Here is a 21,433-nt window from a genome sequence, read left to right as displayed (position 1 = left end):
GTTGAATGTAATGGCCCCATCGCGAGCAGGCTCGCTCCCACAGTGGGATTGGCGCGAATCTACTACCAAATAACGAGAGTCCTCCTGCCAACGGCGCATTCGTCTGACGCGTGGGGCTCTCTACTATCGGTTCATCGCCTGTTTGCCCGACAGGCATCGACCCAGACAGAGGCCCACCATGATCTACGCACAACCTGGTACACCTGGCGCCGTCGTTACGTTTAAACCGCGCTACGGCAATTTCATCGGCGGCGAGTTCGTCCCGCCGGTCAATGGTGAGTACTTCACCAATTCTTCGCCGGTCACCGGTGAAGTGATCGCCGAATTCCCGCGCTCCAGCGCCGCCGACATCGAAAAAGCTCTCGACGCAGCGCATGCCGCGGCTGACGCCTGGGGCAAAACCTCGGCGCAGGACCGCTCGCTGGTGCTGCTGAAAATTGCCGACCGTATCGAACAGAACCTGGAAATCCTCGCCGTCACCGAAACCTGGGACAACGGCAAAGCCGTGCGCGAAACCCTGAATGCCGACGTGCCACTGGCCGCCGACCATTTCCGTTACTTCGCCGGTTGCATCCGCGCTCAAGAGGGCGGTGCCGCCGAGATCAACGAGCTGACCACCGCCTATCACTTCCACGAGCCATTGGGCGTGGTCGGGCAGATCATTCCGTGGAACTTCCCGCTGCTGATGGCCGCCTGGAAACTCGCCCCGGCCCTGGCCGCCGGTAACTGCGTGGTACTTAAACCCGCCGAGCAGACGCCGCTGTCGATCATGGTCTTCGCCGAGCTGATCGCCGATTTGCTGCCGGCCGGTGTGCTGAACATCGTCCAGGGCTTCGGTCGCGAAGCGGGTGAGGCGCTGGCCACCAGCAAGCGCATCGCCAAGATCGCCTTCACCGGTTCCACCCCGATTGGCGCGCACATCATGAAATGCGCGGCCGAGAACATCATTCCGAGCACGGTCGAACTGGGCGGCAAGTCGCCGAACATCTTCTTCGAAGACATCATGCAAGCCGAGCCACAGTTCATCGAAAAGGCCGCCGAAGGTTTGGTGCTGGCGTTCTTCAACCAGGGCGAAGTCTGCACCTGTCCATCGCGAGCGCTGGTGCAGGAGTCGATCTACGACGACTTCATGAAAGTGGTGATGCAGAAGATCGTCAAGATCAAGCGCGGCAACCCGCTGGACACTGAAACCATGGTCGGCGCCCAGGCGTCCGAGCAGCAATACGACAAGATTCTCTCGTACCTGAAAATTGCTCAGGAGGAGGGCGCCGAGCTGCTCACCGGCGGCGCGGCCGAGCGTCTTGAGGGCGATTTGTCGACGGGTTATTACATCCAGCCGACCCTGCTCAAGGGACACAACAAAATGCGCGTGTTCCAGGAAGAAATCTTCGGCCCGGTGGTGGGTATCACCACCTTCAAGGACGAAGCCGAAGCCCTGGCGATTGCCAACGACAGCGAGTTCGGCCTCGGCGCCGGTCTATGGACCCGCGACATCAACCGTGCCTACCGCATGGGCCGGGCGATCAAGGCCGGGCGTGTCTGGACCAACTGCTACCACCTGTACCCGGCCCACGCCGCGTTCGGGGGCTACAAGAAATCCGGTGTCGGCCGTGAAAACCACAAGATGATGCTCGACCATTATCAGCAGACCAAAAACCTGCTGGTGAGCTACGACATCAATCCGATGGGGTTCTTCTAATCTAGCAAGCACCACACACCCCCTGTGGGAGCGAGCCTGCTCGCGAAGAGGCCAGCACATTCAACATTGATGTTGACTGTCAGGCCGCCTTCGCGAGCAGGCTCGCTCCCACATTGGTTTTGTGTGTACTAAAAAACCCCGCAACACCCCCTACCAATGCACGCCGCCACCTCGTTCGAAAGTAGCATTCGGGTGCCTGGCCCCCCGTGCATTAATGGCTTTACCGGAATCGTCCGGCATAAGAAGAGGATTGACCCATGTGGACTAAACCCGCGTTTACCGATCTGCGCATTGGCTTCGAAGTGACGATGTATTTCGCCAACCGCTGATTGTTCACCCGGCCAGCTGTTGCGTTGGCCGGGCCTGCCTTCTGGAGCATTGCCCATGCACATTCGCGTTCTCGGATCCGCCGCTGGCGGTGGTTTTCCGCAATGGAATTGCAACTGCCGCCAGTGCGCCGCGATGCGCAATGGCAGCCTGCGGGCCCAACGGCGCACCCAGTCCTCGATTGCCCTGAGCGACAACGGTGTGGATTGGGTGCTGTGCAATGCTTCACCGGACATTCGCGCGCAACTCGAGAGTTTCGCGCCGCTGCAACCGGCGCGCCGGGTGCGTGATACCGCGATCGCTGGCGTCGTCCTGCTGGACAGCCAGATCGACCACTGCACCGGCCTGCTGAGTCTGCGCGAGGGTTGCCCGCATTCGGTCTGGTGCACCGAACGGGTCCATGAAGACCTGAGCAGCGGCTTCCCGTTGTTCACCATGCTCAAGCACTGGAACGGTGGGTTGCAGTGGCAACCGGTCGGGCTCGATCGCGAGCCGTTCAGCATCTCCGCTTGCGCACATCTGCGATTTCGCGCGATCCCCTTGGTCAGCAACGCACCACCGTATTCGCCCAATCGCGGCAATCCGCAGCCGGGCGACACCATCGGTTTGTTCATCGAAGACCGGCGCAGCGGTGCTTCGCTGTTTTACGCGCCTGGCCTGGGACAGGTCGACGACGAGGTTTTGAGCTGGATGCAACGCGCCGATTGCCTGTTGCTGGACGGCACCTTGTGGCGCGACGACGAGATGCGAGTCTGCGAAGTCGGCCAAAACCTGGGCAGTGAAATGGGTCACCTGTCGCAAAGCGGCCCTGGCGGCATGCTCGAGATCCTTGAAGGCTTCACCCGCCAGCGCAAGGTGCTGATCCACATTAACAACACCAACCCGATCCTCGATGAAGACTCGGCCGAGCGGGCGCTGCTGGAGCGGCGCGGGATCGAAGTGGCGTTTGACGGCATGAGTATCGAGCTGTAGCGGATGGCCTCATCGCGAGCAGGCTCGCTCCCACAGTTGATCGGTGTGAACACAGATTTTGTGTACACCACAATCCCAATGTGGGAGCGAGCCTGCTCGCGATGGGGCCAGTCCAGACACCGCAGAATCCAACGGTTGTTCCCCGGAGAACCGCAATGACTGACAAAGCAATGACCCCCACCGAATTCGAAGCGGCCCTGCGCGCCAAAGGCGCCTATTACCACATCCACCATCCATTCCACCAAGCCATGTACGCCGGCCGATCAACCCGCGAGCAGATTCAAGGCTGGGTCGCCAATCGCTTCTATTACCAGGTGAACATCCCCCTGAAAGACGCGGCGATTCTCGCCAACTGCCCGGACCGCGACGTGCGCCGGGAATGGTTGCAACGAATTCTCGATCACGACGGTGCACCCGGCAGCGAAGGCGGGATCGAAGCCTGGCTGCGTCTGGGCGAAGCGGTGGGACTGGATCGCGAGCAAATCCTTTCACAGGAATTGGTGCTGCCCGGTGTCCGTTTCGCCGTGGACGCCTACGTCAATTTCGCCCGTCGCGCCTGTTGGCAGGAAGCCGCCAGCAGTTCGCTGACCGAGCTGTTTGCGCCACAGATCCACCAATCCCGGCTCGATGCCTGGCCGGCCCATTACCCGTGGATCGACGTCGGCGGTTACGACTATTTCCGTACTCGCCTGAGTCAGGCGCGACGGGATGTCGAGCATGGCTTGCGCATCACCCTGGCGCACTACGTCACGGTCGAAGGCCAGCAACGCATGCTGGAAATCCTGCAATTCAAGCTCGACGTGCTGTGGAGCATGCTCGATGCCATGAGCATGGCCTACGAGCTGGAGCGCCCGCCGTATCACACCGTCACCCACTCGAACGTCTGGCACCGGGGGATTGCCCTGTGAGCCTGATCAACCGCGAGCAATCACCGTCGCTGCGTCAGGGTTTTCGCCTGCAATGGGAACCTCGGCAAGACTGTCACGTGCTGCTGTATCCCGAAGGCATGATCAAACTCAATGCCAGTGCCGGGCAGATCCTCGATCTGATGGACGGCCAGCGCAGCGTCGCGGCGATCATTGATTTACTGTCTGCGAATTTCCCCGGCGTACCGGGGATCGACGAAGATGTGCTGGCATTTCTGGAGGTGGCCCATGCTCAATTCTGGATCGAATGACTCGCGTCCGGGGCCACCGCTGTGGCTGTTGGCGGAGCTGACCTACCGTTGCCCGCTGCAATGCCCGTATTGCTCCAACCCGCTGGACTTTGCCCAATCAGGCGAAGAGTTGAGCACCGAAGAATGGATCCGGGTGTTCCGCGAAGCCCGGGAGATGGGCGCCGCGCAGCTGGGTTTTTCCGGCGGTGAACCGTTGGTTCGTCAAGACCTGGCCGAACTGATCAAAGCCGCCCGGGACATGGGTTACTACACCAACCTGATCACCTCGGGCATCGGCCTGACCGAGCGGAAAGTACGCGATTTCAAGGTCGCGGGGCTGGACCATATTCAGATCAGCTTCCAGGCTGCCGATGAAGCGGTGAACAACATGCTCGCCGGTTCGCGCAAGGCCTTCGCCCAGAAACTCGCCATGGCCCGCGCGGTAAAGGCCCAGGGCTACCCGATGGTGCTGAACTTCGTCACCCATCGGCACAACATCGACCAGATCGCGCAGATCATCGACTTGTGCCTGGAACTGGAAGCGGATTTCGTCGAATTGGCGACGTGCCAGTTCTACGGCTGGGCCGAGCTCAACCGGGTTGGCCTGTTACCCACGCGCGAACAATTGCAGCGTGCCGAGCGCATCACCAACGAATACCGCGAGCGTCTTGAAGCGCAGGGCCACCCGTGCAAGCTGATCTTCGTCACCCCGGATTACTACGAAGAACGCCCCAAGACCTGCATGAACGGCTGGGCCAATCTGTTTCTCGACATCACCCCGGACGGCACAGCGTTGCCTTGCCACAGCGCCCGACAGTTGCCGGTGCAGTTTCCCAATGTGCGCGAGCACAGTATCGAGCACATCTGGACTGATTCTTTCGGTTTCAATCGCTTTCGTGGCGATGACTGGATGAAGGAACCGTGCCGCTCCTGCGATGAAAAGCACAACGATCTGGGCGGCTGCCGCTGCCAGGCATTCATGCTGACCGGCGACGCTGCCAACGCTGACCCGGTGTGCAGCAAGTCACCGCATCACGGTGTGATTCTCAAGGCTCGCGAGGAAGCCGACGCACCGGGGCTGGGCATGGAACACCTGACGCTGCGGAACGAGAAGGCTTCGCGATTGATCTACCGCGGATGAATCAAACGGAACAAATCCCCTGTGGGAGCGGGCTTGCTCGCGAAGGCGGCATTACATTCAACATTGATGTCGACTGATCCACCGCTTTCGCGAGCAAGCCCGCTCCCACAGGGGATCTGCGGTGGATACAGGATTTGAGGACACCAGCCTGCTACCCATTGGTCTGATTGCATTCACAGCCGGATGCTTTAGTGTGGACGTTACCTTCCAAAACAATAAAAACAGGCTTTCCAATGAGCCAGAGTCTCAGCCAGCTGCGTAAATTCGTTTCACCTGAAATCATCTTTGGCGCGGGCTGCCGGCACAACGTCGGCAATTGCGCCAAAACCTTTGGTGCCCGTAAGGTGCTGCTGGTCAGCGATCCCGGTGTGATTGCTGCCGGCTGGGTCGCCGATGTCGAGGCCAGCCTTCAAGCCCAGGGCATTGAGTATTTCCTGTACAGCGCAGTCTCGCCCAACCCGCGGGTCGAAGAAGTGATGCTCGGCGCCGATCTGTACCGGGAAAATCATTGCGATGTGATCGTGGCCGTCGGTGGCGGCAGCCCGATGGATTGCGGCAAAGGCATCGGCATTGTTGTCGCCCATGGGCGCAGCATCCTCGAATTCGAAGGTGTGGACACCATCCGCGTCCCGAGCCCGCCGCTGATCCTGATTCCGACCACCGCCGGCACCTCGGCCGATGTCTCGCAATTCGTGATCATCTCCAACCAGCAAGAACGCATGAAGTTCTCCATCGTCAGTAAAGCGGTGGTGCCGGACGTGTCGCTGATCGACCCGGAAACCACGTTGAGCATGGACCCGTTCCTGTCGGCCTGTACCGGCATCGATGCGTTGGTGCATGCCATCGAAGCGTTTGTTTCCACCGGGCACGGGCCGTTGACCGATCCCCACGCACTCGAAGCGATGCGCCTGATCAACGGCAACCTGGTGCAGATGATCGCCAACCCGAACGACATTGCCCTGCGCGAGAAAATCATGCTCGGCAGCATGCAGGCCGGGCTGGCGTTCTCCAACGCGATCCTTGGCGCGGTGCACGCCATGTCCCACAGCCTCGGTGGCTTTCTCGACTTGCCTCATGGGCTGTGCAACGCGGTGCTGGTGGAGCACGTGGTGGCGTTCAACTACAGCTCCGCACCTGAGCGCTTCAAGGTGATCGCCGAGACCTTTGGCATCGATTGCCGGGGCCTTAATCACCGGCAGATTTGCGGGCGTCTGGTGGAACATCTGATTGCGTTGAAACACGCCATCGGCTTCCACGAAACCCTCGGACTGCACGGGGTCAGCATGGCTGACATTCCGTTCCTGTCGCAACACGCCATGCACGACCCGTGCATCCTGACCAACCCGCGCGAGTCCAGTCAGCGTGATGTCGAGGTCGTCTATGGCGAAGCCCTCTGACGAACAGCAACGGGCGCTGGCGGGGTTACTGGGATTAGGCAGCCACTCGGCGCGCAAGAGTCATTACCCGGAACTGGCTGCGCGCCTCGACGAGCTGGAAGCCGAGCGCAATCGCTACAAATGGCTGTTCGAAAATGCGGTCCACGGGATCTTCCAGGCCAGCCTCCTGGAAGGCATGCGTGCCGCCAACCCGGCACTGGCGCGGATGCTCGGTTACGACAATCCCCAGGAGGTGCTGTTTTCCTTGGCGGATCTGGCGAGCAACCTGTTTATCGGTGGTGCACAGGAGCTGGAGAATATCGGCGAAATCCTCAGGCACCAGGGCAGCCTGCACGGCTATGAAACCCAGTTGCGACGCAAGGACGGCAGCAGCCTCGATGTGCTGATGAACCTGTTGCTCAAGCCCGATCAGGAAGGGCTGGTGGAAGGTTTTGTCGCCGACATCACCGAACGCAAACTCGCCCAGCAGCGCCTGCAGCAACTCAACGACGAACTGGAGCAGCGCGTCACCGCGCGCACCGACGAGTTGCTGGAAGCCAACCGCAACCTGCAACAGCAGATCACCCAGCGTAAACAGATCGCCCAAGCCTTGCGGGACGCCCGGGACGCCGCCGAGGCCGCCAATCGCAGCAAGGACAAATACCTCGCCGCCGCCAGCCATGACCTGCTGCAACCGCTCAACGCCGCGCGTTTGCTGATCTCGACCCTGCGCGAGCGCAAACTGCCCGACGTCGAACAGGTGTTGGTGGAGCGTACGCATCAAGCGCTGGAAGGGGCGGAGGATTTGCTCACCGACTTGCTGGACATTTCCCGGCTTGATCAGGCGGCGGTGAAACCGGACATTGCGCTGTACCGTCTCGATGAATTGCTCGCGCCGTTGGTGTCGGAATTCCAGTCAGTGGCCCAAGCCGAAGGGTTGAACCTGCGGGTGCACATGGGCGATTACGCCATCAGCACTGACTTGCGCCTGATGACGCGGATCTTGCGCAACTTCCTCAGCAACGCCTGCCGCTACACCGACGAGGGCAGCATCCTGCTGGGGGCCAGACGCCGGGGTGAAATGCTGCGCCTGGAAGTCTGGGACACCGGGCGCGGGATCGCGGCGGACCGACTGGATTCGATCTTCCTCGAGTTCAATCAACTGGACGTCGGCCGCGCCTCCGACCGCAAGGGTGTGGGCTTGGGGCTGGCCATCGTTGAGCGCATCGCCAAGATCCTCGGCTATAAAGTCGGGGTTCATTCGTTGCCGGGGCGCGGTTCGATGTTCAGCATCGACGTGCCGATTTCCCATGAGGTTCCGCTGCCGATCAGTCTGGCGGCGCCACAGCCAGGAACGGGGAACCCGTTGCCGGGCCGGCGTTTGCTGGTGCTGGACAACGAAGTGAGCATTCTCGAAAGCATGAGCGCGCTGCTCGGGCAGTGGGGCTGCGAAGTGGTCACGGCCACTGATGAATTCTCCGCATTGGCCGCCTTGCAGGGGCGACCGCCGGAACTGATTCTGGCGGACTACCACCTCGATCACGGGGTGGTGGGCTGTGATGTGGTCAGGCATTTGCGTGAGCATTACCACCAGGTAATTCCGGCGGTCATCATCACTGCCGACCGCACGGACCAGTGTCGGCGCTCATTGCAGCGACTCGACGCACCGCTGCTGAACAAACCGGTGAAACCCGGCAAGTTGCGCGCGGTGCTGAGTCAGTTGCTGGGGTAGCGATAGTGCAGGCTGAAACCGAGCTCGGCTGACTCGCCTTGCTCAAGCAGTCGCAACCCCGGTCGACCGGGCAGGTGATGCGCGTTGACCGGGTGGCTCACCGGTTCGATACAGAAAAAATCCAGGCCCACCGGGCAGTAGAGCAGGTAGTAATCGCTGCCAGTGGCCCGGCATTCCAGCTCATAGCCCAACGCTGGCTGGCGGATCAGGCAGTGGCCGTCCCATTCGCAGAAGCCGTTGTCGACCAATGTGTCGGGCAACGTCTTGAGTGACTGGAAATCCCATTCGGCCGGCAACGCGCTGAGCTGTGTCGGCAGTTTTGTCCCGTCACACAACCAGACGTGCCGGGCTGGCGCCTGCAACTGGGTGTCCGTGGTACGTGGAAAGTAGGGATGCAAGCCGAGCCCGTGCCAGGCAGGGCGTTGGGCCAGATGGGTGACCTTTAATTCAATGCTCAGCTTGCCGTCGCTCAGATGGAATCGTTGCCGAGCGCGGTAAGCGAACGGCGTGGTGCTGTCGAGTTGCAGGACGACTTCATCGTGCGTCTGCGAAACCACCTGCCACGGCTGTTGCCAGGCGCTGCCGTGAATCGGCAAGGGATCGGTGAGGCTGTTGGGTGTCAGGGCAAGCCAGCCCTCGGGGCATTCAAAGCCGCCTTCGGAAATTCGGTTTGACCACGGTGCCAAGGGAAAGCAGCCGAGCTTGCCGGGCAGACCGGTGTTCAGCGCGTGTGCGTCACTGTGGCGCAACAGCGGCAGCCCCGTGTCGCGCACGCTCCAGTTGACGATGCTGCCACCGAGTTGCGGGGCGAGGGTGAGGTGGGTGAATTCGTCTTCGAGGTTCAGCAATATTGGCGTCATTCAATTGAGCTCTGATGTGAGAACACCGCTGAGCCATGTAGCAGCTGGCGAAGCCTGCGTTCGGCTGCGAAGCAGTCGTAAAACCATACGGCGCGGTGTATCAGGAAAATCGCATCCACCGGATTGACGACTGCTTCGCAGCCGAACGCAGCCTTCGGCAGCTGCTACACGGGGTTCATCCCTTGAACAACGGCTCCGGCAAGCCTTTGACACCGGGATTGAGGGCGAACACACCGCCGGCCAGTGACTGTTCGTCATGGTCGTCGCCGGGGCGGATCGAGGTCACGAACAGGGTGTCCAGGCGACTGCCGCCGAAGGCGCACATGCTCGGTTTTTTCACCGGTACGGCGAGTGAACGGTCCAGTCGGCCGTCGGGAGTGAAACGGTGAATCAGCCCGGCGTCATTGGCGCAAATCCAGTAGCAGCCTTCGGCATCGACCGCTGCGCCATCGGGACGACCAAGGAACTGATTCATATCGACAAACAGCCGTCGGTTGGACGGCGTGCCGCTGTCGATGTCGTAATCAAAGGCCCAGATTTGCTGGACCAGAGGATGAGAATCAGACAGGTACATCGTTCGCCCGTCGGGGCTGAAACCCAAACCGTTGGGCACGATAAACCCGCTGAGTTGCGCCTCGAGTGGCCCGCGTTGACCGGCGCTGTAGCGATAAAGCGTGCCGTCGGCAGCGTTGGCGCCCATGTTCAGCACCATGCTGCCGGCCCAGAAACGCCCCTGACGATCGCAGCGACCGTCGTTCAGGCGCATGTCTGTGCGGGCGTGTTCGACCGGGGCCAGGAGGTTGCTGTCGAGGCTGCCGTCGTTGTGCGGGTGCAGATGAAAAAAACCGCTTTCCATCCCGGCAACCCAGCCGCCGTCGCGGTGACGTGCAATGCAGGCGAGCATCTCCGGTGCTGTCCAGGCATGGACATGGCCGGTTTCGGCGCTCCAGCGCTGAAGTCCGCCGACAGGAATATCAACCCAATACAGGGCGTTTTCCTCGGGGACCCAGACCGGGCATTCACCGACTGCGTTGCGGGCATCGACAATCAATTCGGCTTGCATGACAGCTCATCCCCTCGGGTTTTTGTTGTTGGGACCAAGTGATGTACGCGGGTTCAGTCGCCGAACGGGCCGGACGCGACAAACGCACCACCCTGGTAGACCCGAGCCGGGTCATCAGCGGCCGGCATCGGTTGGGCTTCGACTTTTTCGCGGAACACTTCGGAGCTGTCCTGAGGTTCATAACCCAGGCAGGTGGCGAAACGGTTGTCCCACCAGACGTTCTTGTTGTCGGACATGCCGTAGACCACGGTGTGGCCGACATTAGGGGCGTACAGCGCGCATTCGAGCAATTGAGTCAGGTCGCCGAAGCTCAACCAGGTGCTCATCATTCGGCGGTTCAGCGGCTCCGCGAACGAGGAGCCGATGCGCACGCTGACGGTCTCGATGCCGTAGCGATCGAAGTAGAAACTGGCCATGTCTTCGCCGTAGGACTTGGACAAGCCGTAGTAGCTGTCCGGGCGGCGAGGGGAGTGGGCGTCGATGACTTCATCCTGCTTATAGAAGCCGATCACGTGGTTGGAACTGGCAAAAATCACGCGCTTCACACCATGGCGGCGAGCGGCTTCGTAGATGTGGAATACGCCACAGATGTTGGCGCCGAGGATCTCTTCGAACGAGTGCTCCGTCGAGACGCCACCGAAGTGCAGGATCGCGTCCACGCCTTCAACCAACTGATGGACTGCTTGCTTGTCTGCCAGGTCGCAGGGCACGACTTCTTCACGGTCATCGATGGCCGGGGCGATGTCAGCGATGTCCGACAGGCGAATCACATTGGCGTAGGGCCGCAGGCTTTCGCGCAGGACTTTGCCGAGGCCACCGGCGGCACCGGTCAGGAGGAGACGATTGAAAGGAGCGCGGGCTTGAGTAGTGATGGTCATGGGAGTCCCTGAACAAGCAGTCATTGTTATTGAATTTGTTGTAGGTTGTCGTACGACTAGGTCGAAGTATCGTTAGGGTTTCAGGTCGTTGTCAACGCGTCATCGGTTGAAATTGACGGAGGGTCATTCCTGCATCAGCTGACACTGCGAAGCACTTTGTGGGAGCGAGCTTGCTCGCGATGGCTTTATGTCAAATACATTGATGTTGAATGTAACGCCGCCATCGCGAGCAAGCTCGCTCCCACAGGGCTCGTGTTGATCCCCCCGCCCTCGGCTTACAACAACGAAATCGGGTAGTTGATGATAATGCGGTTTTCGTCGAATTCATTGGTGCTGAAGTCCTTGCGGATCGACGCATTACGCCATTTGACGTTGAGATTCTTCAGCGCGCCGCTCTGGACGGTGTAAGCCAGTTCTGACTCGCGGCCCCATTCCTTGCCGTCGGTGATGGTGCCGGTGTGCACGTTATCGCCGCTGATGTAGCGGTTCATCATTGTCAGGCCGGGAATGCCGAGCGCCACAAAATTGTAGTCGTGGCGCAGCTGCCAGGATCTTTCCTTGGCGTTGTCGTAGCTGGAGTTGTAGCTGTCGTTGGCCAGGGTGCCGCCGCTGGTGCCGTTGACCCGCATCCAGACATCGTCGCCGGTGAGTTTTTGCAGGCCGACAAAGAAGGTGCTGCCGCCGTATTTGGCCGAGAGCATGGCGAACGCGGTTTTGTTGTCGAGGTCGCCGGCGAGGGCGCTGCCGTCTTCCTTGCCGATGAAGTAGCCAAGGTTGGCACCGAGGGTCCAGTCGCCGATGGGCTGGCTGTGGCTCAGGTTGAAATACTGCTGCTGATAAATGTCGCTGAGTTGCGCGTACCAGACGCCGACCAGGGTGCGCTTCTCGTTGAACGCATATTCACCGCCGCCAAAGTTGAAACGGTCCGAGGTGAAGGCCGCCGATTTGCCGTTCATGAACATGTCTTCCATGCTCGCATCGTTGCGCGGGCTGTTGGCGCGGAACTGGCCGCCGTAGAGCGTCAGGCCACTGATCTCGGTGGACGTCACCTGTCCACCGCGGAAGGTTTGCGGCAGGGACCGGCCGTCGTCGGAGCGCAGGATCGGCAACACCGGCATCCATTCGCCGACCTTCAATTCGGTTTTCGAGACTTTACCTTTCAGCGCCACACCCAGGCGCCCGAAATTATCGGCCGGGCGGCCGTCGTCATGAATCGGCAGCAACGAGGTGCCACCCGTGCCTTTGCCACCGTCGAGTTTTTCCGAGTACAGGCCCAGCACATCCATGCCGAAACCGACGGGGCCCTGGGTGAATCCGGATTTGGCATCGAGGATGAAGCTTTGGGTCCACTCTTCAGCCTTGCCCTGCGGGTAGGCCGGGTTCGTGAAGTTGCGGTTGATGTAGAAGTTGCGCAGGTTCAGCGTGGCTTTGGCGTCATCGACGAAACCTTCGGCATGACTGGTCATGGGCAGGGCGAGGGCCAGGCTGCTGCAACCGATCAGGCTCAGGGTGTGACGGAGTGCGAAGGCTGGGCGAGGGGTGCAGACGGAGGAATTGCGGACGAGCTTGCTCACAGTGACGCTCCCGTGTTTCTTGTTGTTTTTGTTTTTTGTCATACGTCGTCGTACAACGTCGGGGCGGATTATTTGCAAGTGTTACGGGGAATGTCAATCAGAAGTTGTACGATGACTTGACGGGGCAGGAGTATGTCGAAGAACCCCTGTGGGAGCGAGCTTGCTCGCGATGACGGTAGAACAGACACCACTGCAGTGAATGTCAGACCGTCATCGCGAGCAAGCTCGCTCCCACAGGGTTTTGTGTTTTAGCTCACGATCATCGGGGGCATGGTGCCCAGAAGTGAAACGGCAGCCACCGCTCCCATCCCCAGCAACCATTCGAAGATGACGCTGCTTTTCAGAGCAGTCAGGCGCTGCTCGCAGTCGTTGATCCGCAGCCGATTGAACAACGCCAGACCCAGCATCGCGGCGACCAGCACAACCTTGATCAACAGAATCAGCGCAAACCCGGACAGCAACGGCGTCGGCCAGAATTGCCCGGTCAGTACACGAACGTTGATCAGCCCGGTCATCACCAACCCCGCCACCAATACGTAACCCACGCCGCTGAAGCGTTGCAAGGTCGCTTTGATGGAATGCGCTGTCGGCTGCCGCAGGATCATCACCAACAACATCAAGCCGCCGAGCCAGGCGCCGACGCAGGTTAGGTGAATGATTTGATTGAGGATCAGCAATTGGCCATTGAGGCCGTCGAGCATGGCGCCGTGGCCGACCGGGGCGAGGGTGGCCAGCAGCAGGCTGGCGAGGCCGATTCGCAGGGGCCGGTTTGAACGCAAGGGCGTCATCAGCAGCGCGACCAACAACGCATTGAGCAGCAAGTGCCAGCGCCAGACCTGGCCGAAAAATGTATTGCCCAACACCAGTCGCAAGGTCGGAGGATCGAATGCCGCGTCCCACGAACCGGCCATGCTGGCGGTGATCAGCAGCAACCAGCTAACGCCAGTGACCAACGCCACCGCCGCCAGCCAGCGGCTTGTTTTCATCAGTCGCCGATCCAGATTTCCTGCGTCGCCATTGACCAGCAGAGGCTTGAAGACCCACGCCCCGAACAGCATCAGCACGACAGTGAAATGCAGAAAGCGGCACAGCACCATCGCGCTCGTCATGAGTTACTGGCCAACCTTGAAGCTATAGGCGCCTTCGCTTTTGTGGGTATCGACCGACACCGCGTGCCATTCGACTTTGTAGGCACCCGCTGCCAACGGTGCGGCCGGGGTGACGATCAGGGTTTTCTTGTCGCTGCCTTCGGTGGCGAGGCTCTTCACCGGCACGTTGCTACCGTCCTTGCTGATCGTGACTTTGGAAAAGGTCGCTTCAACGCCTTCGGAAAACACCAGGCGCAGCACCGACGGCGCGCTCACCGTGCTGTCGGCGGCCGGGGTCTGGCCTTTTAGATGGGCATGGGCAAACACTGATGAAGCGGCGAACAGCGAGCCGAGCAGGGCGACGGTGGTCAGGGTTTTCTTGAGCAGCATCGTGGAATACCTCTGAGGCGGGTTCGAAAAGGCGGTCAGTTTACCTGCGAGAAGCTGGGTGTACGAAGTTTCGTTTTCCCTTGTCGCCGCGAGGTAGAGCGGATGCTAGTCTTGAGCAACGCTGTTGTCAGGGAGCCCTCATGGGCAATCACAAGATCGAGATTCGTCGCAGTAACGTCGAGAAAATTCTGTTGGGGGCCGAAAAGGTTTTCGCCGAAAAAGGTTTCGGCGGCACCGCCATGGCCGACATCGCCGCCGAGGTGCAACTGCCGCGCTCCAACCTGCATTACTACTTCAGCACCAAGAGTGAGCTGTACAGCGCCGTGCTGTTGGGTTTGCTGGAAGTGTGGAAACAGGACGCGCTGTGCTTCGAGATGTTCGACGATCCGCGCGTGGTGCTCAGCAGCTACATCCGCGCCAAGATGAACCACTCCCGCAGCCGGCCTTATGGCTCCAAAGTCTGGGCCAACGAAATCATCCATGGGGCGCCGACGCTGGGTGAGAAACTGGACGTCAGTCTGTACGACTGGGCCAAGATGAAAGAAGCGAAAATTCGCCAGTGGGTGGATGACAAACGCATCCTGCCGGTGGAACCTTCGAGCCTGCTGTACATGATCTGGGCGTCGACCCAGCACTACGCCGACTTTGATCATCAGGTGAATATTCTGAATGATCATCAGCCGTTGTCGGACATGCAGTTTGAGCGGGCGGTGCAGACGGTGACGAGTGTGATCTTGCGGGGGATTGGGTTGGAGCCTTGAGTCAAAAGATCGCAGCCTCGTTTCACTCGACAGCTCCTACAGGGTTACACAATCCCTCGTAGGAACTGTCGAGTGAAACGAGGCTGCGATCCCTTGATCTTCAACGATCAAACAGCGACATGGTAGGGATTGCGCGGATCATGATTCCAATCCAGAAACGGCTTCCCGTTCTCCATCGGCACCATCTCAATACAATCCTGCACCGGGCACGTGATCTGACACAGATTGCACCCCACGCACTCATCGTCAATCACTTCATATTTATGCGTGCCGTCCGCCTGCTTAAGGCTGGCAACCGCCTGGTGCGAAGTGTCTTCGCAAGCAATGTGGCAACGACCGCAACCAATGCAGGCCTCCTGGTCAATCCTGGCAATCACTTGATAGTTGATGTCCAGGTACTTCCAGTCCGTGGTGTTGCCCACCGCCCGCCCGGAAAACTCTGACACGCTGGCGTAGCCCTGACTGTCCATCCAGCGCGATAAACCGTCCTTCATTTCCTCGACAATCCGGAAGCCATGCAGCATCGCCGCCGTGCACACCTGCACCGAGCCGCTGCCCAGGGCAATGAATTCCGCCGCGTCGCGCCAGCTGCTAATGCCGCCAATGCCGGAGATCGGCAGGCCTTGGGTCTGTGGATCGCGGGCGATTTCGGCAACCATGTTCAGGGCAATCGGCTTGACCGCCGAACCGCAATAACCACCGTGGGTGCTTTGGCTGCCCACGGCGGGATTGGCGACCATGCGCTCCAGGTTGACGCTGGTGATCGAGTTGATCGTGTTGATCAGCGACACGGCATCGGCACCGCCGCGATGGGCCGCACGGGCGGCGACGCGAATGTCGGTGATATTTGGCGTGAGTTTGACGATCACCGGCAGCGAGCAGTACGTCTTGCACCAACGGGTGACCTGCTCGACATACTCCGGCACTTGGCCGACCGCCGCGCCCATGCCGCGCTCCGGCATCCCGTGCGGGCAACCGAAGTTTAGCTCGATGCCGTCGGCGCCGGTGGCTTCCACCAGCGGCAGGATGAATTTCCAGGATTCTTCAACGCAGGGCACCATCAGCGACACGATCAGCGCGCGATCCGGCCAGTCCTTTTTGACCTGGGTGATTTCCCGCAGGTTGATCTCCAGTGAGCGATCAGTGATCAGCTCGATGTTGTTGAAGCCCACCACTTCGCGGTTGGCACCAAAGTGCGCCGAGTAACGCGACGACACGTTGACCGCCGCCGGGTCTTCACCCAGGGTTTTCCAGACCACGCCACCCCAGCCGGCCTCGAAGGCGCGAACCACGTTGTAGGCCTTGTCGGTCGGTGGCGCGGAGGCCAGCCAGAACGGATTGGGGGCTTTGATGCCGGCGAAGACAATCGAGAGATCGGCCATTTACGCAGCCTCCACGTTGAGCATGAGTTGGGCGTTGATCGCCTCGGCGGCCCGTTTGCCGTGCTGCACGGCCTGCACGGTGAGGTCTTGATCGAGACTGGTGCAGTCACCGCCGGCGTACACGCCGGGGATGCTGGTGCGCAGGTTTTCGTCCACTTGAATCCGCTCACCCTGACGCTTGAGCTCGCGTGCCAGCGGATCGGCGAGGGCGCTGGCGTCGAAGGCCTGGCCGATGGCTTTGAAGATCGCGTCAGCGGCCAGTTCGAAGGTTTCGCCGGTGGTTTGCAGGCGACCGTCTACCAAGTGGGTGCGGGCGAAGCGCATGCCGCGCACGTTGCCTTGATCATCGAGTAGCACTTCTTCAGGTTGTGCCCAGGTCATCAGTCGCACCTGATTGGCCTTGGCGATGTCCTGTTCGTGACCTGTCGCGCCCATTTCCTCGACACCGCGGCGGTACACCAGATTGACGTCTCGTGCCCCGAGGCGAGCCATTTGCACGGCCATGTCGATGGCGGTGTTGCCGGCGCCCAGCACGATGCAATGATCAGCCAGTGGCAGTTGAGTCAGGTCATCGGCCTGGCGCAGTTCGCGGATGTAGTCGGTGGCGGCGAGCAGGCCGGGTGCATCTTCATGAGTAAGCCCCAGCTGTTTGCTGGCGGCCAGACCGAGGCCGAGGAACACCGCATCGAATTGCTGATGCAGTTCGCTTAAGGTCAGGTTCTCTCCAAGTTTCTGCCCGTGGCGGATTTCGATGCCGCCAATCTGCAGCAGAAAATCCAGCTCCTTTTGCGCGTAGTCGTCCACCAGTTTGTACTTGGCGATCCCGTATTCGTTGAGACCACCAGCCTTTTCCCGCGCCTCGAAAATCACCACATCATGACCGTGCATGGCACTGCGGTGAGCGCAGGACAAACCGGCCGGACCGGCGCCAACCACGGCGATGCGCTTGCCGGTTGATGCCGCACGCGTGAAGGGGTGTTCGCTGAAGTGTGCATTATCGACGGCGTAACGCTGCAACAGGCCGATCAGCACCGGTGCGCATTCATGGTCGTTGTTGCGCACGCAGGCTTGCTGGCAAAGCACTTCCGTCGGGCACACCCGGGCGCAACTGCCGCCGAGGATGTTTGCCGAGAGAATTTTCTGCGCGGCGCCCTGTACGTTTTCCTGATGGATATTGCGGATGAATGACGGAATGTCGATCTCGCTCGGACAGGCATTCACGCAGGGTGCGTCGTAGCAATACAGACAGCGCGAGGCTTCCAGATGGGCCTGGCGGTCGTTGAGCGGTGGCGCCAGATCGGTGAAATGGCCGGCGAGGGCGGCCGCATTCTCGTGCGGATGCGGGAGGTGGTTCAGAGTCTTGATCACGGTGTTGGCCTCACGGTTATTGAGGTACTGCCTCTGATGGGCATTGGTTTTGTGTTGTCGCTGCCGGCCTCTTCGCGAGCCTGCTCGCGATAGGCCGAAGGCCGCTTTCAGCGTTTCACAGCTGTCGGCTTGTTCAACTCAGCCCGCTTGCTCAGCAAATCAAACACCGCCGGATACGCCGGCCGTTCGACATACCGCCCGGCACCACGCTCGGCGCGCAAATCACCATCGGCCCATACCACCCGGCCCTGGCTGACGGTGTGGCTCGGAACACCGCGCACGGTCTTGCCTTCGAAGATGTTGAAGTCCACTTGCTGATGGTGAGTCTTCGCCGAAATCGTCCGAGTACCTTCCGGATCCCACAGCACCAGATCCGCGTCCGCACCCACACGAATCGCCCCTTTGCGCGGGTAGAGGTTGAAGATTTTCGCGGTGTTGGTGGAGGTGAGTGCCACGAAGTGCTGCATCGACAAACGCCCGGTGTTCACCCCTTCATCCCAGAGCACCGCCATGCGGTCTTCGATACCGGCCGTGCCATTGGGAATCTTGCTGAAATCGTCACGGCCGGCGGCTTTTTGTTCGGCGCAGAAACAGCAGTGGTCGGTGGCGGTGGTGTGCAGGTTGCCCGATTGCAGACCGTGCCAAAGCGCCTCCTGATGGCCGCGCGGACGGAAGGGCGGGCTCATCACGTAACCGGCGGCGGTCTGCCAGTCCGGGTGTTGGTAGACGCTGTCGTCCAGCAGCAAATGCCCGGCCAGGACTTCGCCGTAGACTTGTTGACCCTTGCTGCGGGCGTAGGTGATTTCGTCGAGGGCTTCCTTGGTCGAGACATGCACCAGGTACAGCGGCGTGCCCAGGGTTTCGGCGATGCGGATCGCCCGACTGGCCGCTTCACCTTCAACTTGCGACGGCCGCGACAGCGGATGCGCTTCCGGGCCGGTCATGCCCTGGGCCATCAACTTGCGTTGCAGGTGATAGACCAGCTCACCGTTTTCCGCATGCACGGTCGGCACCGCGCCCAATTCCAGGCAACGCTCGAAACTCGCTACCAGGGTGTCGTCGGCGGCCATGATCGCGTTCTTGTAGGCCATGAAGTGCTTGAAGCTGTTGACCCCGTGCTGGCTGACCAGCTCGGCCATTTCCTCGCGCACCTGTTCGCTCCACCAGGTGATCGCGACATGGAAACCGTAATCCGACGCCGACTTCTCAGCCCAGCCGCGCCACTGATGAAAGGCTTCCATCAAGGATTGCTGCGGATTGGGAATCACAAAGTCGATGATCGACGTCGTGCCACCGGCAAGTCCCGCCGCGGTGCCGCTGAAGAAGTCTTCACTGGCCACCGTGCCCATGAAGGGCAGTTGCATGTGCGTGTGCGGATCGATACCGCCGGGCATCAGGTATTGGCCGCTGCCGTCGAGCACTTCGGCATCGGCGGGAACATCAAGATTTTCACCGATGGCTTTGATCACGCCGTCGGCGCAATAGACGTCGGCGCGATAACTTTCATCATGGGTAATAACGGTGGCGCCACGGATCAACAGAGACATTCCGAGTTCCTCGCAGGCAATGACCGACTTGTGCCGGTTCTAAATGTTTTATATGAAGCCGGCGCAAACAGGTGTATTCCTGTCAGCGCTGTCAGGAATAGAAACTAGTCTGAGTTTATGGAATGAGCAAGAATATTTTTTATAAGCTTATTACTGTTTTAACACATTGATAAATAACGATTAAAACTGAAAATCACCAAAATGGTGTGGCCTCGAACCATTTTGACGCACTTGACAGGTTCTCAAAATGAACGAGATTTCTTATGTGAAATCAGCTGCTTGAGGATGGTCTATGGTTGATGCGCAACTTTGAAAAAAAAGACCCATGCACCAGATTGAGTCCTGACGGTTCGGACAACTTGCCTGGCATTCGGCCTGAGTGAACAGGCAAGTAACCGGGGACTGATCGGAGCGATATATAAAAACTGATAAACATCAGTGAGTTGCAATGTTTTTGTGGAACTGCCCGATGCGCAGACGGGTGCCCGGCACGCTTATTGATGCCGCCAGCCCCTGATGAGCAAAAAAATAATTCAAAGAACAGTGGAGCGGCCATGCAACAGATCAGATCGCAAGTGACCGAGCGCGACGGCTTGTTTGAGCTCGAAGCCGGCAGTGACGTCCTCGACAGCCCCCGTTACAACCACGACATGGCACCGACCAAGGTGCACGAACGAACCTGGAACAAATGGCACATCACCGCCTTGTGGGTCGGCATGGCGATCTGCGTGCCGACCTACACCCTCGGCGGCGTGCTCACCGCTTATTTCGGCCTGAGCGTCGGCGAAGCGCTACTGGCGATTCTGTTCGCCAACATCATCGTACTGATCCCGTTGACCCTGAACGCCTTTCCCGGCACCAAGTACGGCATTCCGTTTCCGGTGTTGTTGCGTTCGTCCTTCGGCATCCTCGGCTCCAACATTCCGTGCCTGATCCGGGCGCTGGTGGCGTGTGGCTGGTTCGGCATTCAGACGATGTTCGGCGGACTGGCCATTCACCTGTTTCTGGGCTCGGTGTTCGACGGTTGGAAATCCCTCGGCGGTACCGGTGAAGTGATCGGGTTCATGGTGTTCTGGGCCTTGAACCTGTGGGTGGTGATTCGCGGTGCGGACTCGATCAAATGGCTGGAAACCCTCTCGGCGCCGTTGTTGATATTGGTGGGTGTGGGCCTGTTGGCATGGGCGATGCCGAACGTGTCGATGACCGAGTTGCTGGCGATCCCGGCCAAACGTCCGGAAGGCGCGAGCGTGGTCAGTTACTTTGCCGCCGGGCTGACCGCCATGGTCGGGTTCTGGGCCACCTTGTCCCTGAACATTCCGGATTTCAGCCGCTATGCGAAAAGCCAGAAGGATCAGATCGTCGGGCAGATTATCGGCTTGCCCCTGACCATGTTCCTGTTCGCTTCCCTTGGCGTAGTGATGACGGCCGCCTCGGTAAAACTGGTGGGCGTCACCGTCTCCGATCCGGTCACCCTGATTGGCCATATCCAGAGTCCGGTCTGGGTTGCACTGGCCATGGCGCTGATCATCATCGCCACGCTGTCTACCAACACCGCGGCCAATATCGTTTCGCCGACCAACGACTTCCAGAACGTCGCCCCCAAGTACATCAACCGCACCACAGCGGTGATGCTCACCGGCCTGGTCGGCTTGGCGCTGATGGCCCATGAGCTGTTGAAGAAGCTCGGTTTGATCGTCTCGGATTTAAGCCTGGAGACGGTGTATTCCAACTGGTTGCTGGGCTATTCGAGCCTGTTGGGCCCGATCGCCGGGATCATGGTGGTGGACTATTTCCTGATCAAGAAACAGCAACTGGACCTGGCGGGTCTTTACCGTGACGACGTTTACCCGGCGTGGAACTGGTTTGGGTTTATCGCATTTGGTGTGCCGGTGATGCTGACGCTGCTGTCGCTCGGCAGCGATGCGTTCAGTTGGTTCTACAGCTATGGCTGGTTCACCGGCTCGGCACTGGGCGGGCTGATTTATTACGGGTTGTGCTCGATGCGCCCCAGCCCGTCTGTTGCGAAATCTCCAGTGTGAGGGATGGCCTCATCGCGAGCAGGCTCGCTCCCACTGGGGTAATGCATTCCAAATGTGGGAGCGAGCCGGCTCCGGGCGGC

At 60.0% G+C, this 21,433-nt stretch carries 19 protein-coding genes; 10 read left to right on the top strand and 9 right to left on the bottom strand.

Going from position 1 to position 21,433, the window contains the following annotated elements; genetic code table 11:
• The first annotated feature begins 178 nt into the window (after positions 1-178).
• The 8 genes from exaC to EAH74_RS13810 all read left to right on the top strand — a co-directional run bounded on the left by exaC (position 179) and on the right by EAH74_RS13810 (position 8,403).
• Complete coding sequence (gene exaC / locus EAH74_RS13845; protein WP_140679179.1) at positions 179-1,699, top strand: acetaldehyde dehydrogenase ExaC; 1,521 nt, start codon at positions 179-181, stop codon at positions 1,697-1,699.
• A gap of 257 nt (positions 1,700-1,956) precedes the next feature.
• On the top strand, positions 1,957-2,028 hold the full coding sequence (gene pqqA, locus EAH74_RS13840; protein WP_003253598.1) for a pyrroloquinoline quinone precursor peptide PqqA: 72 nt from the start codon (positions 1,957-1,959) through the stop codon (positions 2,026-2,028).
• A gap of 55 nt (positions 2,029-2,083) precedes the next feature.
• Positions 2,084-2,998, top strand: coding sequence for a pyrroloquinoline quinone biosynthesis protein PqqB (gene pqqB, locus EAH74_RS13835; RefSeq protein ID WP_140679177.1), 915 nt, complete (start codon positions 2,084-2,086; stop codon positions 2,996-2,998).
• A gap of 155 nt (positions 2,999-3,153) precedes the next feature.
• Complete coding sequence (pqqC, locus tag EAH74_RS13830; protein WP_140679175.1) at positions 3,154-3,906, top strand: pyrroloquinoline-quinone synthase PqqC; 753 nt, start codon at positions 3,154-3,156, stop codon at positions 3,904-3,906.
• The gene (gene pqqD, locus EAH74_RS13825; protein WP_140679173.1) at positions 3,903-4,175 is read left to right on the top strand and encodes a pyrroloquinoline quinone biosynthesis peptide chaperone PqqD; all 273 of its coding nucleotides are present in this window, start codon (positions 3,903-3,905) and stop codon (positions 4,173-4,175) included. Before pqqC ends, pqqD begins: the two co-directional genes overlap by 4 nt.
• Positions 4,153-5,295, top strand: coding sequence for a pyrroloquinoline quinone biosynthesis protein PqqE (pqqE, locus tag EAH74_RS13820; RefSeq protein ID WP_140679171.1), 1,143 nt, complete (start codon positions 4,153-4,155; stop codon positions 5,293-5,295). Before pqqD ends, pqqE begins: the two co-directional genes overlap by 23 nt.
• Positions 5,296-5,528: 233 nt before the next feature.
• Positions 5,529-6,692: an alcohol dehydrogenase-like regulatory protein ErcA gene (gene ercA / locus EAH74_RS13815; RefSeq protein WP_140679169.1), complete on the top strand. Its 1,164-nt coding sequence runs from the start codon at positions 5,529-5,531 to the stop codon at positions 6,690-6,692.
• The gene (locus EAH74_RS13810) at positions 6,676-8,403 is read left to right on the top strand and encodes a hybrid sensor histidine kinase/response regulator (protein ID WP_140679167.1); all 1,728 of its coding nucleotides are present in this window, start codon (positions 6,676-6,678) and stop codon (positions 8,401-8,403) included. The genes ercA and EAH74_RS13810 overlap by 17 nt, the downstream gene beginning before the upstream one ends.
• Here EAH74_RS13810 and EAH74_RS13805 read toward each other — a convergent pair.
• The 6 genes from EAH74_RS13805 to copC form a co-directional block, all read right to left on the bottom strand.
• Positions 8,388-9,263 (bottom strand): aldose 1-epimerase, encoded by an 876-nt coding sequence (locus tag EAH74_RS13805; protein ID WP_140679165.1) that lies wholly within the window; start codon positions 9,261-9,263, stop codon positions 8,388-8,390. The genes EAH74_RS13810 and EAH74_RS13805 overlap by 16 nt on opposite strands.
• A 175-nt stretch (positions 9,264-9,438) precedes the next feature.
• A complete protein-coding gene (locus EAH74_RS13800; RefSeq protein WP_140679164.1) occupies positions 9,439-10,326 on the bottom strand; it encodes an SMP-30/gluconolactonase/LRE family protein in 888 nt (295 codons plus the stop codon).
• Positions 10,327-10,379: 53 nt separating this feature from the next.
• Positions 10,380-11,204, bottom strand: coding sequence for an NAD-dependent epimerase/dehydratase family protein (locus tag EAH74_RS13795; protein WP_140679162.1), 825 nt, complete (start codon positions 11,202-11,204; stop codon positions 10,380-10,382).
• Between the two features lie 275 nt (positions 11,205-11,479).
• Positions 11,480-12,778 (bottom strand): OprD family porin, encoded by a 1,299-nt coding sequence (locus EAH74_RS13790; RefSeq protein ID WP_140679161.1) that lies wholly within the window; start codon positions 12,776-12,778, stop codon positions 11,480-11,482.
• Between the two features lie 248 nt (positions 12,779-13,026).
• On the bottom strand, positions 13,027-13,887 hold the full coding sequence (gene copD / locus EAH74_RS13785) for a copper homeostasis membrane protein CopD (RefSeq protein ID WP_140679159.1): 861 nt from the start codon (positions 13,885-13,887) through the stop codon (positions 13,027-13,029).
• A 3-nt stretch (positions 13,888-13,890) separates the two neighbouring features.
• Complete coding sequence (copC, locus tag EAH74_RS13780; protein ID WP_140679157.1) at positions 13,891-14,256, bottom strand: copper homeostasis periplasmic binding protein CopC; 366 nt, start codon at positions 14,254-14,256, stop codon at positions 13,891-13,893.
• 140 nt (positions 14,257-14,396) lie between these two features.
• Here copC and EAH74_RS13775 point away from each other — a divergent pair, with 140 nt between their 5' ends.
• Positions 14,397-15,017: a TetR/AcrR family transcriptional regulator gene (locus EAH74_RS13775; RefSeq protein WP_008149783.1), complete on the top strand. Its 621-nt coding sequence runs from the start codon at positions 14,397-14,399 to the stop codon at positions 15,015-15,017.
• 107 nt (positions 15,018-15,124) lie between these two features.
• Here the strand turns inward: EAH74_RS13775 and preA are convergent, their stop codons facing one another.
• The 3 genes from preA to hydA all read right to left on the bottom strand — a co-directional run bounded on the left by preA (position 15,125) and on the right by hydA (position 19,314).
• The gene (gene preA / locus EAH74_RS13770; RefSeq protein WP_140679155.1) at positions 15,125-16,399 is read right to left on the bottom strand and encodes an NAD-dependent dihydropyrimidine dehydrogenase subunit PreA; all 1,275 of its coding nucleotides are present in this window, start codon (positions 16,397-16,399) and stop codon (positions 15,125-15,127) included.
• Complete coding sequence (locus EAH74_RS13765) at positions 16,400-17,767, bottom strand: NAD(P)-dependent oxidoreductase (protein ID WP_140679153.1); 1,368 nt, start codon at positions 17,765-17,767, stop codon at positions 16,400-16,402.
• Positions 17,768-17,874: 107 nt separating this feature from the next.
• A complete protein-coding gene (gene hydA / locus EAH74_RS13760; RefSeq protein WP_140679151.1) occupies positions 17,875-19,314 on the bottom strand; it encodes a dihydropyrimidinase in 1,440 nt (479 codons plus the stop codon).
• 554 nt (positions 19,315-19,868) lie between these two features.
• Here hydA and EAH74_RS13755 point away from each other — a divergent pair.
• Positions 19,869-21,353 (top strand): NCS1 family nucleobase:cation symporter-1, encoded by a 1,485-nt coding sequence (locus EAH74_RS13755; protein WP_140679149.1) that lies wholly within the window; start codon positions 19,869-19,871, stop codon positions 21,351-21,353.
• Positions 21,354-21,433 lie beyond the last annotated feature (80 nt).

Source organism: Pseudomonas mandelii, from assembly GCF_006438925.1.
GTDB classification, from domain to species: domain Bacteria; phylum Pseudomonadota; class Gammaproteobacteria; order Pseudomonadales; family Pseudomonadaceae; genus Aquipseudomonas; species Aquipseudomonas mandelii_C.
This window is presented reverse-complemented; position numbering and strand designations above follow the sequence as displayed.